This is a genomic window from Castellaniella sp. FW104-7C03, assembly GCF_040276085.1.
In the GTDB taxonomy this organism is placed as follows: domain Bacteria; phylum Pseudomonadota; class Gammaproteobacteria; order Burkholderiales; family Burkholderiaceae_B; genus Castellaniella.
Window position 1 is genome coordinate 75,236 of sequence record NZ_JBELOK010000002.1, and the last position, 13,556, is coordinate 88,791.

The 13,556-nt window shown below is 55.9% G+C and carries 7 protein-coding genes; 5 read left to right on the forward strand and 2 right to left on the reverse strand.

Translation table 11 applies throughout. The features are described from left to right. Positions 1–434: 434 nt before the first annotated feature. Together ABS758_RS02380 and ABS758_RS02385 are read left to right on the forward strand one after the other, a co-directional pair. The gene (locus tag ABS758_RS02380) at positions 435–1,049 is read left to right on the forward strand and encodes a hypothetical protein (protein ID WP_350380741.1); all 615 of its coding nucleotides are present in this window, start codon (positions 435–437) and stop codon (positions 1,047–1,049) included. Positions 1,050–1,375: 326 nt separating this feature from the next. Then, positions 1,376–1,732: a hypothetical protein gene (locus ABS758_RS02385; protein WP_350380739.1), complete on the forward strand. Its 357-nt coding sequence runs from the start codon at positions 1,376–1,378 to the stop codon at positions 1,730–1,732. 136 nt (positions 1,733–1,868) lie between these two features. Here the strand turns inward: ABS758_RS02385 and ABS758_RS02390 are convergent, their stop codons facing one another. Both ABS758_RS02390 and ABS758_RS02395 read right to left on the reverse strand, forming a co-directional pair. Next, a complete protein-coding gene (locus ABS758_RS02390; RefSeq protein ID WP_350380738.1) occupies positions 1,869–2,621 on the reverse strand; it encodes a RepB family plasmid replication initiator protein in 753 nt (250 codons plus the stop codon). Positions 2,622–2,744: 123 nt separating this feature from the next. Continuing rightward, on the reverse strand, positions 2,745–4,865 hold the full coding sequence (locus tag ABS758_RS02395; RefSeq protein WP_350380737.1) for a hypothetical protein: 2,121 nt from the start codon (positions 4,863–4,865) through the stop codon (positions 2,745–2,747). A 220-nt stretch (positions 4,866–5,085) separates the two neighbouring features. Between ABS758_RS02395 and ABS758_RS02400 the strand changes: the two genes are divergently transcribed. Genes ABS758_RS02400 through ABS758_RS02410 form a run of 3 tightly spaced genes read left to right on the forward strand, consistent with a single transcriptional unit; the run spans position 5,086 to position 13,552 of the window. Next, entirely contained in the window at positions 5,086–8,022 is a 2,937-nt protein-coding gene (locus ABS758_RS02400) for a DEAD/DEAH box helicase (protein ID WP_350380736.1), read from the forward strand. A gap of 2 nt (positions 8,023–8,024) precedes the next feature. Then, entirely contained in the window at positions 8,025–13,106 is a 5,082-nt protein-coding gene (locus ABS758_RS02405) for a DNA methyltransferase family protein (protein ID WP_350380734.1), read from the forward strand. After that, positions 13,103–13,552 carry a hypothetical protein gene (locus tag ABS758_RS02410; protein ID WP_350380732.1) on the forward strand — a complete coding sequence of 150 codons (450 nt, stop codon included), beginning with the start codon at positions 13,103–13,105 and terminating at the stop codon, positions 13,550–13,552. The genes ABS758_RS02405 and ABS758_RS02410 overlap by 4 nt, the downstream gene beginning before the upstream one ends. Positions 13,553–13,556: the final 4 nt, after the last annotated feature.

Here is a 13,556-nt window from a genome sequence, read left to right on the forward strand (position 1 = left end):
CGCCATTAACAGGACAAGCATGACAGGCATTCGCAAGTAGGCTCCAATATTCTCCAGTGTCTGGCGTCGCGCACCAGCCAGCTTTGCATCCCCCCGTCGATACTGAACAAGACGTTGATATGAGATGCCCACCGCCCTTGCCAGCTCCGCCAGCGAGTGACCTCGCTTGGTAGCCTGTCGGAGCAACAGCTCAATGAGCGGCTCCTCAATGCGCACCGGTCGTTCAGATTTCATAACCTATCCATCCATATCCTTTCGCAGCACGGCGCTGCTTGCGACGTATAGCGACTGGGTGGATGCCGTACCTGCGAGTAGAGAAGCGGCTAACCGGGAGGCCTGCGGTCGGCATCAAGTCACAGATAGTTTTCTGAGTATTGCGTGTTTATGTGCGTTGCTGCGATAACAATCCATTCAAAATCGCACAGAAGCCGGACATGAACTCAAGAAGCAGCCCCACCGCTTTATCCATATCCCTGGCGCCGAGATTGATAGGCTCCAATTCGGACCAGCTGAAGCACGAGCATCTACTCCAGATTCGCGTCAAAACGCACCCGACCAACTTAAGCTGGAGCATCTTTGCATTAGGTCCTATGAGAAATATGGCAGATGCAAACTCGCTCGACCTTTGCCTCATCTATTCCGAGAGAAAAAAGCACCATTCGATATGCGTAGCAGCCGTAGACCCAAGTTCACTATATGAACAAAAAATCATCGAGATGCTCGCATGGGCATTTAGCTCAGGTAAAGAGGGCCTTCCTTGCGCAACACTAAACAACTGGAGAAGCATTCAGGTTTCACATTGCAGTAGTGTCAGCCCATGTCTGCCAAAATTAAAAATGAAGATAAAACGTCATAAAAACAGAATCAAGGCAACCACGCTCATCAGTGACACAACACAACGTTATGACGCTCAATATTCCGCAGATGCTCTTTGCATGTCACCAGGCAGAATGGTCATTGCCGCCCTGCTCGAGCAACTGCGGAGAATGGGATATTCTCTGCAGTTAATTACTCCACACGAAGAAGCAAAAGGACAGCCTCAAAACTGAGCGACCCATCACCCGGAAAACACTCCTCACCTCTTTGGTAACTGTCCCACGAAAAGCGTTTACCACTTTCCCATATAGAGCTCTACTTTATATGAAACTCTTTATATAAAGCTCTTTAAAAGAATAGCCTGATGCCGTGACACCCTCACAGCGCAAGCATCTACAGCCCTCCAACGTGGCAGATTGCACGGTCTGAAAAGCTCATTATGATTAAATAAAAATAATCCACATCATAATATTTCATCCCACAGAACAACTCACACGACTCAATTTAGTGAAAAAGCGAAGCCATGACAATTCCAGATGATTTCCCTCGCAGGAAAATAATGAGCTCAGTCGCCGGAAAGGCGCCAAAACTTGCAATCCGAAAAACAGCTGATAATCAGTATACTGATTATGTGGACGACACAGAGCACCTCCAAGCATACGAAAATGCAGAAGACCTCGCCCAACAGCTCAAAAAATACGGCCAACGCAAAGAACGAGAGCACCCCGAATGGACGCGAGAATTCAATTTATCCCGCATCCGAAAGGGCATAGAAAATAAAGTGCATAGCTCGGAGTGGAATATTACGCCCGATGAGAAACAGTGGATTATGGAACGCCTCGCACAGCTGCTTAATGAGTCGTCTAAGGACGACCCCGCACCATCTGAGAGTATGACGAAGCTACGGCCAAAATAAGTGACCAACCGTGGGGTCAGAAAAATGACCGCATAGTCAGCGGTCATTTTTTGGCTAACACAAGGCCTGCGGCGTGCTTTGCTATAAGTCTTCGTTTCGAAGAATCAGCACTTGTCCGCTGCGACAACAGATTTCTTTAAACCATCCAAGGCTCCTTCGTCACAACCAAAATTTTTCCACGCCGTCGGTCATAGGAGGCCAGCAGTCCCGCAGTGTGAAGCACCTTCATCGCGACAGTGATTTCGCGACCGAACTGAACAGGCTCCCGCTGCCAAATCGCGCTTAACGCGGATATGTAATACACATGGGTGCGGCACGCACGAAACAAGTCTATCAGCGCAGTCGAAAAACCATCTGGTAATGGCAAACGGGAAGGTAGCGGAATACGAGTCGAGCCCCTCCACCATAAGACTTCTGCGAAGGCAGGCGACATCTGAATTTCCATCCGCCCCTTGTCTACGGACACTGAGCGAAGAAACGTGAACCGGTTTCGGCCATCGTGTGCATAACGCTTGATATTCACTTGGGCACGAGAAAGATGCGTCAAGGAGCGCTTTAGCGCGGCCACGTTTCTCGAGCAAGCGGACCGCCCAATAAATTCAAGAAACTCCGCCGGATTAATGACCATAGTAGCGTCGTTTTTTTGGCCCGATGCCCTTGAAATCAGCCCAAGCAAAACCCGCTTATGGTATTGATTCAATCGAGGCCCACTCAAGGTCACGCACTGCTCACGCAATTTAACGTCAACGCTTTCCCAATCATAGATTGGGTACGATTCTGAGACATCATCATCACATAATGCCGTCGAAAGCCCAAAGAACCCAGAGCGCAAAAACTCAGACGGCAACATCGAAAATTTTTCTGAGACTACCGGGAAGGTGTCTTCCATGCAGTTCCCGGGCGATGTAATACGCGAAATCGCACCACCTGATGTCATCGGCAAAAGATGTATATGTGACATGCAACCCCTAAAACCATCTCAACAAACAGACAAGGGTGTAGTCACTTGACTTTATAGCCGTGAGAATGAGTCTTTTAAGAGCTCGGCCATCCTTTGACTCCCGTCGCCACTACTTAACCAAGCGTAATGGTCCTCAACGGTTGTCTCCTTATCATTCAGGACCTGGGCCGCAGTCTTCACATCGCCGCCCGGGGCCTTCATTATTGCCGTCGCGACGATATGACGGAATGCGTGTGGTCCAATACCATCCGACCTCCACAAATACTTCCGAGTCAATCTGAAAATTGTGCGCCCTATGTCCATATATGGCAAATGAACGTGCTGCCCAGTCGTGCGAGCGCGGGTCGCCGCCCGACCACCATTCAAAGTGAGGATGACGAGGTCGCTTGGTGCACGCTGCAGTACAGGCCGGAATTTGAATAGATAGCGTTCCAAGTCGGGCCAAACAGCCGGATGAACCGGTGCGTGATAGTCCCTTATTGAAGCCGTTGATGCGCGGTTTTTCAGCAGGCGCTTCGGAATATATATCCACCAAGAGCCGTCATCGCGCTGATATAAAACGCCATCCTTGTCTGAACCTTTATTACCCTTTTCTCCATGCCATTGCAAACAAGCAAGGTTCCGCAAGCGAATGGGATTTGATAGCAAGAGCTCTACGACGAATAAATCTCGGGCCCACACCGCCTGCGCCCTCAAACTGCGGCCAATGGGCCTGTCTGCACGCATCCTAGCAACCATATCCGCCATGTATTGCATGGGCTCTTGTGAGTGCACAAGCGTAGAAATTGGGTCAAACGGGTCGCGACCTGCAGCCATCTCTGGTTGATATATCCGAGCCAGCTGGCCTGCATGTTTGTGTTGCTGTTCGCACAGGGCCCTCCAGTCGCGACTATGGTAGACCTTGGGCAAGGTTCCCATCAGTTGGGGGATTTGGTAAAGGTAGCCGTCCCCAGGCCGACACAGCCAGCGCACCATAGCGAGGAACTCCCCAGCCGTACGTGTGTGTTTGCCACCTGCCCGGACCTTCATCCAATCCAGGAATTTCTCTATAAACCCTGGCACAGCAAACCAAGCAAGAGTCTGAGCAGCAGTAATTGGAATACCGCCGCCGCCAGCCTCTGCCGGCAAGGAAAGCCAACCCAGATAGCTTGCCGTTCGCGCCCAGCCCATCCTCGCTGATGGCACTTCCTTCCCATCTAGAAAAGTCCACCAATTTCCACTCGTTTCACGTGCAGCCGCGAGCGGGGCAAAGGTCCAACGACCGTTGCCGCTGCGTTCCAGGAGCGGCACTGCTGCTGTCTTGTACTCAAGCAGTGCCCGCCACTGTTCAGTCAGTGCAGAGTCACGGGGCACTCGAAGCCAGTAACTTTCTTTGCTGCGACGGGCCAGACTCACACGATAGTCAATCGTGGCAGCATTTCCGACTCGCTGCTCAATATGTTTACCGTCCTGAAAGCCGGCTAACAGCACCAAGCTCTCTCGTTCCAATCCAAAAAAAGATTCAAGCCGTCGCAGGTGGCATATGCTGCTAATGCGAGGCCACTTACCATTTCTCCATCCGAATAACATATCCGGCGGTATCGCACACTGCTTGGCCACTCTCTTTATGGGATGTGCGCCTAGGACTTCTTTAATCCTCTTGTGGAAGGGCGAAATATCGGCACCAGCAATCGTCAATTGCGTATCAAATACCACAACAGCCTTCTTAAACGCCATTAACGCAGAACGTGTGTTGCCAATCGAGCGTTCCGAACGTCCTTCGCGACGCAACTCAGCAACCAAGGTCTCAATAGCTGCTCCATGACCGGCGCGAAACTCTTCGCCCACGACATCCTGTTCATGTAGGCGGTTCGCCCGTAAAAATAAATTCAGTGCTGTCAACCGATTAGCGACAGTCTGCTTGCTGACAATCGACAACTGAGCATTTCGTCGCTGTTCATCACGCAGATATTCATAGGTCAGGGAGGATGGGGTAAGCATTTTCTTCCGATATGTCTCCCCCCCTTTTTGCCGCGTCTGCGAAGCAAGTAAAGACGACGGAACGAAGTACCTGCAGGATTCATAACCACCTGATTTATCAGATGATTCGCAGTCGTTAGTCGCACCGCCCTTTTGGTTACAGGACGGTGGATATGCAGGTATCGGATTTCGCTCGAAAAATGGGGAAGACAAGGAGTGTCTTCGCCCTTCGTATAGCGACAGGCGGCTCACAACCGCAGCACCGGCAGCGAACTAACGCCAAGCAAGCCTGCCTCGCAGCAGGTATCCTCGGGGGCATACAGCTGCGGGGATACAATGCGACAGCCCCCCACATCATGTGAAACAATGTAACAAACCGCCTTTTCTGCAGTGATACGCAACTGCAGAAAAGAGACCTGAGGATTCGTCACCCATGCTGTTGATTGCTCCAGGAGCCCGTGCAGTTATCCGCGATGAAGAATGGTTGGTCCGTCGGGTCGACCCGACCGCCGATGGCGGTCACTTGCTGACATGCGATGGGGTATCAGAACTCGTGCGGGGGCGCACGGCACTCTTTCTGAGCAAGCTAGAAGACCAGATAGACATCCTGGACCCGGCGGACACCGAGTTGGTCACGGATGACAGCCCCACCTACAACGCATTCATCCTGTACCTGGAAAGCCTGCGTCGACGTAGCGTACCCAATGATGAGCGCATCCATCTGGGCCACAAGGGCGTCATGGACCTCATGCCCTATCAGTTGGACCCCGCGCTGCAGGCACTGCACCAGCCTCGCGCCCGGATTCTGATTGCCGATGCGGTGGGGCTGGGCAAAACGCTGGAAGCAGGCATTCTGGCCACCGAGCTGATTCAGCGGGGGCGTGGCAAACGCATCTTGGTCGTGACGACCAAGGCCATGCTGACCCAATTTCAGAAAGAGTGGTGGAGCCGCTTTTCCATACCGCTCGTCCGCCTGGACTCAGTTGGACTAGCCAGGGTACGCAATCGCATTCCGGCCAACCACAACCCCTTCAATTACTTTGACCGCAGCATCATTTCCATCGACACGCTCAAGAGCAATCTGGAATACCGCAATTATCTTGAAAGCGCCTGGTGGGACATCATTGTCATCGACGAATGCCACAACGTCGCAGCCCGCGCCGGTGAATCGTCCTTGTCGCGTCGCGCTCGCCTGGCCCGATTGCTGGCAACGCGCTCTGACACCCTGATGCTGCTGTCAGCCACCCCGCACGACGGCTCGGCGCGCAGCTTTGCGTCACTCATGAGCCTACTGGACCCCACCGCGATTTCAGACCCGGACGACTACACGCCCGAAGACTTTCGCAGCAAAGGGCTGGTGATTCGGCGCTTCAAAAAGGACATTCGTGACCAATTGGCCGGGGAAATCAAAGAGCGACTGACGACACGATTGCATGCGCAGGCCAGTGCCGCCGAGGAAGCTGTCTACCAAGCCCTGCTGGCGGTCCCCTTTACCCAGCGCGGCCAGCACACCCCCGGGAAACCCGCAGAACTGCAGCGGGTCGGACTGCAAAAAACCCTGTTTTCCAGCCCGGCTGCTGCCTTGGCATCCACGCAAAACCGCATTTCACGGCTGGAGGCCAAGTCAGCCGCAACCCCGGACGAACAGGCCGAAGTAGCTGCTCTGCGTGAATTGCAAGCGACCCTGCACCCCCTGGTAGATGACTCCAACGCCACCCAGTTCAGCAAATACCAGCGCCTGCTGGCCCAGCTACGCTCCGATTCATTCGGCTGGAATCTCTCCGATGCCAAAGACCGCCTAGTCATCTTTTCCGAACGCATCGAGACCTTGCATTGGCTGCGTGACCAACTGCGCCGTGACCTGAAACTCAAAGACAGCCAAATCGAGGTCATGCACGGCCAGATGGCTGACACCGAGCAGCAGGCCTTGGTTGAACGCTTCGGGCGCCTGAGCGACCCCGTCCGGGTGCTGCTGTGCTCGGACGTGGCCAGCGAAGGCCTGAACCTGCACTACTTCTGCCATCGACTGGTGCACTTTGACCTGCCTTGGTCGCTGATGGTGTTCCAGCAGCGTAATGGCCGTGTGGACCGCTACGGACAGGAACACCAGCCGCAGGTGGTGTATCTCTTTACAGACACGGTCAACGAAAAAGTCAGGGGCGACCTGCGCATCCTGGAAATCCTGGAAACCAAGGACGAACAAGCCTTGCTCAACCTGGGAGACCCGTCCGCCTTTTTGAATGTGTACGACCCGGACAAAGAAGTCGAGAAGGTCACCAACTATATGGCGAGCGGCCTGAGCCCGGAGCAGGTGCAGGCCGACCTGGACGCCACGGCCAGCGATGACGAACGCAATGAAGGCGACTGGTTGATGCAATTATTCGGAGCAGACCCTGGCACGGACCAGCCCTCCTCATCCAATGAACAGTCCTCTGACATCAGCGCGCCGTCGACTGTATTGTTTTCCAGCGACTATGACTACGCCCGCACGGCACTGTCCCTGCTGAACCAGGACCAGCCCCTGTGCCAATGGTCAGCCGAAGATGCCGAACACATCATTGCCCTGACGGCACCATTGGACTTGCAGGAACGCCTGCGTCAGCTTCCCCGGGAGGTCCAGGCCACCAATGACCATTACGCACTATGCGCAGACCCCGAGCGTATCGCCCAGGCCATCGAAACAGCACGGCAAGCCCAGGCAGAAGACGACACCTGGCCGCAACTGCATTACTTATGGCCCCAACACCCCATCATGGAATGGCTGGGCGAGCGCGTACTGACGCATTTTGGCCGACACAAAGCCCCGGTCTTGCAAAGCCATCGTCTGCAGACTAATGAACAGGCCTTCATCCTGATGAGCCTGGTGCCCAACCGCAAAGGCCAGCCCCTGCTGGTGGAATGGCAGGTTGCTCATCGCCAGGGTACGGCCCCCTTCACGCTGGAGTCCTTTGATACCTTCGCTGCACGCGCCGGCATTCAGGCCAAAGGCCTGCCCAATCGGGGCGACGGCCCAGCCCTCAGGACGGCCATGGCAGACTTGCAACGCGCCTTACCCACCGCCGTCGAAACCATGCACGCCTACATGCTGGACCGGCAAGCTACCTTTGCGGCAGACCTGGAGCAGCGACTCAGCAACACACTGACCGAGTTGCAAGCACTACAGGACCGGCAGGTCCAGCAACTGCAACTCAGCCTGGAAAAGCAACTGGAGACCGTGCGTCGGGGCCGCTTTGAACAGCGCAAGCAACAAATCACACGCATCTTCGACGATTACCGGCTATGGGTACACGATACCCTCTCGACCGAACCACAGCCCTGGATTCAGGTCATCGCCGCCCTGTGCCACCCCCAAGCCACTCTGGAGGCCTGACCATGCCCACGCTCGACGCTGTTCAGACCTTTGCCGGCATCACCAACGAAAACGAATTCTATAGCCATCACTATCTGGCCGAAGTGTTCAAGGGTGACATCAAGAACACCCTGGATGCCTGGGATGAGGACGAGGCTCAGCATCCAGGCCAGAACGCACACCGCGCTCCCTATAAACGGCTGCAAGCCTGGGCGCAAAAATGGTTCAGCCTGCGCAGCCAAATCGCCCAGACCAGCGACGCACACAAACGTTGGGTGCTATTCACGGATATCCAGGCCGGTCTGCTCGATGCACTGGGATATGCCGCCCCGCCGGCCCGACCCACATGCGAACCACTGGTAGCCGGCTTGCCCATCCCGGTGTGGGCGCTGTCCCTGCCCGGCCTGGTCCTGATTCCGGCCTATCGCCCTGGGGCCGAAGACGACGACCTGCTGGACCAGACCCTGGCCAGCATGCTGTATGGCGACATCCCTATCCCTCCGGCACTGCAGGGCAAGCCTTGGGCCGAACTGTTATCCGATGCCGTCTTTGCCGGTGACGCCCCGCCACGCTATGTGCTGCTGGCGGGCCTGGACGAGTGGCTATTGATAGACCGCTACAAATGGCCCAACAACCGGGCCCTGCGGTTTGACTGGGCCGAAATCCTGGACCGCAAGGACGTCGACACGCTCAAGGCCTGCGCGGTCTTGTTGCATCAAAATTGCCTGGCCCCTGCCGATGGCGCGGCCCTGCTGCAATCACTGGATGAACAAGCGCACAAGCACGCCTTCGGTGTCAGCGAAGACCTGAAATATGCCCTGCGTGAGGCCATCGAGCTCCTGGGCGACGAAGCCGCCCGGCAATTGCGCCAGCAGGCGGCAGAATCCAAAAAGGGGTTCTTCAGCGGCAAGGACCAGCTGGACGCCGACGAACTAAGCATGGAATGCCTGCGCCTGGTGTACCGGCTGCTATTCATGTTCTACATCGAAGCCCGCCCAGAACTGGCGTATGTGCCGATTGCCAAAAGCGAGGTCTACCAAAAAGGCTACAGCCTGGAAAGCCTGCGTGACCTGGAACTACAGCCGCTGTCCACCCCCAGTGCGCGGGATGGGCGATATTTCGATACCACCTTGCGCCGTCTGTTTTCGCTGGTGGCCCAAGGGTGTGGCCTGAAAGAACCCCGGCAACACGAACTGGGTTCCAGCCTGACCGGCGCGCGCGAAGTCTTTGCCTTGGCCCCACTGGATAGCCGACTGTTCGATGACGACACCCTGCCGCTGCTGAGCAAGGTACATTTCCCCAACCATATCTGGCAACGCATCATCCGTCTGATGTCCTTGTCGCAGGGCCAGGGGCGCGGCAGGCGCCGGGGCCGCGTCAGCTATCAACTGCTGTCCATCAACCAGTTGGGGGCCGTCTACGAGGCTCTGCTCAGTTACCGAGGGTTCTTTGCAACCGAGGAACTGTACGAAGTGCAGCCTGCTGCGAAAAAATCCCAATCAAGCAACGAAAGCAACGATGACGAAGGCGACGACGATATCGACGCACCCGAATCCAGCGACACGGACACCGGTGCATCCGCCGCATCGGGGGACCTGCTGGATAACGCCTGGTTTGTACCCGCCAGCCGGTTGGGCGACTACAAAGAAAGCGAACGCGTCTATGACCGCAACGAGGCCGGCCATCTGGTGCTGCGCAAGCATGCCCGCGGCAGCTTTATTTACCGCCTGGCGGGTCGCGACCGGCAAAAGAGCGCCAGCTACTACACCCCGCAAGTCCTGACGCAGTGCCTGGTCAAATATGCGTTGAAAGAACTATTGGCAGGCGGTCGCGTCCAACAGGCGGACGACATTCTGAGCCTGACGGTATGCGAGCCCGCCATGGGCAGTGCAGCGTTCTTGAACGAAGCCGTCAACCAACTGGCCGAAACCTATCTGGAACGCAAACAGGCCGAACTAGGCCGCCGCATCCCCCACGAAGACTACCCACACGAACTGCAAAAGGTGCGCATGTATCTGGCCGACCGCAATGTCTATGGCGTCGACCTGAACCCGGTGGCCGTGGAACTGGCGGAGGTTTCATTGTGGCTGAATGCCATTTACGGCGAAACGGATGCCCAGGGTCAGCCGCAGCCTGCACGGGTCCCCTGGTTCGGCTACCAACTGTTTACCGGCAACAGCCTGGTCGGGGCACGCCACCAGGTCTATCGCGCCACCAGCCTGAAAAAAACAGCCAGACCCGCCTGGCACCAGGAACCACCTCGCCCTGTCCGCACGGCTCAAGCCCGTCAGGCAGATGAAATCTGGCATTTCCTGCTGCCCGACCCCGGCATGGCCAACTACACCGACAATGCAGCCAAAGCCCTGTATCCAGATGATTTTTCCCGCATCAAGACCTGGCGCAAAGCCTTTTGCGCACCGCTGGAGGACTACGAAATCACCCGGCTGCAGCAGCTCAGTACCCAAGTCGAGGCCCTGTGGCAGCAACATGCCCAGGCCCTGGCACGCGACCGTCACCGCACCGAAGACACGCTGGCCATCTGGCCCGAGTGCGAGGCAGACGATACGGACGCAGAGCAGCGCATCAGCCGCACCCAGAAAGAAGCCATCCGCCGCCAGGGCCTGCTAAACGAAGACGGTGATTTGGCGACCCCCTTTCGTCGCCTGAAGCTGGTCATGGATTACTGGTGCGCCCTATGGTTCTGGCCGATTACCGCCAGTACACAGCTCCCCAGCCGGGAAGAATGGTGGATGGAACTGGGCGCCATCTTGGAAGGCAATGTGGTGGATATCATGCATCAGACGGGGCTGAACTTCACCGCCAACACCCCGCTGCCCCCCACAACCGGTACGACCGCGCCCACGGGGTTTGAAACCGTCCAGGCCCACCTGAGCGGTTTTGAGGTGCAGCCACCCCTGGTCGCCCAGCCCTCAGCCCAACTGCATGATGCATTGGGGCAGTTGCGCATCAGCAAGTTGCGCCAGAGCTTTCCTCGTATCGCCCAGGTGGAAGCCGTGAGCGAAGCGCGCCGTTTCATGCACTGGGAACTGTGCTTTGCCGACGTCTTGCTGCAAGGCGGTGGCTTCGACCTGATACTGGGGAACCCCCCCTGGCTAAAGGTGGAGTGGAACGAATCGGGCGTGCTGGGGGAATACAACCCCATGTTTGCCGTGCGCAAAATCAGCGCAAGCGACCTAGTCAAACAGCGGGCCACTGCCTTTGCCGACTATCCCGGCTTGCAGGCAGCCTGGACCGATGAACTGCAGGAAGCCGCAGGCACACAGAATTTCCTGAATGCCGTCCAGAATTACCCTCTGCTACAAGGCATGAAAGCAAACCTATACAAATGCTTCATACCCCTAGCTTGGAGCCTGAACAGCCCCCAGGGTGCCACGGGACTGCTGCATCCCGAAGGACCCTATGAGGACCCGGACGGCGGCAATCTGCGTGAGGCTCTGTATGCACGTCTACGGCGGCACTTCCAGTTTGTGAATGAGTTGCAGCTGTTTGCAGAAGTTGACCACCATACCAAGTACAGCATCAATGTGTACGGCGCCAACCGTAACCCGTTGAACTTCCATCACATAGCCAATCTATTCACGCCCACAACAGTAGACACCAGCTACCAACACGGCGGAACTGACCCAGTCGGCGGCTATAAAAACACGCTCGGCCAGTGGAACACCAGCGGTCACCACGACCGCATCGTACACGTCGACGAGACGGCGCTGGCAACTTTTGCCCAACTGTACGACGAACCTGGAACCCCACCCCGCCTGGCACGTCTGCCCGCACTGCACGCCAGCGCCTTGAATCAGGTCCTGACCAAGCTGGCAGCCTACCCACACCGGTTAGCGGACTTAGGGAGCGAATATTTCAGTACGCAACACTGGAACGAGAAGCTCTCACGAGATAACGGCACCATCACCCGTCGCTCGTCCAGTGATGAGGGCTTTGCCGCATCCCCCGAAGACTGGGTCTTGTCTGGACCGCATTTTTTCCTGGCCAACCCATTTAACAAAACCCCACGCAAGGTCTGCACGGCCAACGGCCACTACGACGCCCTGGACCTGGAAACCCTGCCCGACGACTACCTCCCCCGCACCAATTACCGCCCCATGACCGACCGGGCGGAATACCTGCGCCGTACCTCTCGCGTCAGTTGGGTGGAAGAAGGGGAAACTGCACCAAAACCGGTGACGGATTATTTTCGATACGTCCATAGAAGACGCATTGGAGCCGCATCTGAGCGCACACTAAGCTGTGCCGTCATTCCCCCTGGAAGTGCCCATGTACACACAGTGCTTTCATTAACATTTTCCTCACCAGCGATACTGATTGAAGCGCTGGGGACACTATCAGCACTAGTCTCCGACTATTTTGTGAAATCCACAGGCCTCGCAGACCTGTACGAATCCACCCTGTCTAAGATTCCGTTTACTAAAAGCCCGGCCATTTCTACCCGAGCCGCAACTTTAAATTGCCTAACCCAACACTACGCCCCACTATGGGAAAGCGTCTTTAACGTAGACTTCACCGACCAATCCTGGAGCCAGCCCGACAATCCCCGTCTGCCACAAGATTTCTGGCAAAACCTGAGCAGTACCTGGACCCGTGATTGCGCCCTGCGCAGTGATTACGCCCGTCGCATGGCGTTGGTGGAAATCGACGTGCTGGTGGCACAGGCATTGGGCCTGACGCTGGATGAACTGCTGCTCATCTACCGCGTGCAGTTCCCCGTCATGCAAGGCTATGAGCGCGACACTTGGTACGACATCCGTGGCCGCATCGTCTTTACCAACAGCAAAGGGCTGGTCGGTGTCGGCCTGCCCCGCAAGGGTGGACGAAAAACCCCACGCACGCGCATTCAGACACCCGACGGTCAAAGCCGCGAAGGCCAGTTTGGCTGGGAAGACCTGTACAAAAACGGTGAATGCCAGGTGCCCGACGGCACCATCGTCACCCAATGGGTGACCGACGACACCCTGCCAGGCGGCCCCCGCATGGTCGAACGCCGCTATGTTGCCCCCTTTGTCCTGGCCGACCGCGAGGCGGACTATCGCACCGCGTGGGCTTTCTTTAAGCAGCAGGAGGCTTCTCAATGAACCCTTGCGATATTTCAACCGTGACAATTCCCATCCTAATTGCTTCTTTATCTGCTCTAGCAGCCATAGCAGCCGCGTGTATGGCATACAAATCCGCCGAAGAAGCCAAAAAAGCAAATAAGATTTCCTTGCACAATCAGAAGCTGGCTATCTACGAAGCCTTTCGCGCACTCAGCATGCACATGACATCTCGTGGGCAGTCAGCAGATTTCGTCGAGGTCAACAAGTTCAACCGCTGCCAGGATATCGCACCCTTTATTTTTGAAAACACCATATCCACAGATTTAAAAAAATATTTCAGAGCGGCATTTGCTATTGCCGACGAATACCGCACCGACCAAAACTTAGCAACAACACCAGAAACCGTAAAGAAGAATCTAGAAATAATTAACAGCCTAACTGAAAGCTTAAATACCAGGCTTAGAGCTGAACTGAAAATTGAATAAATAA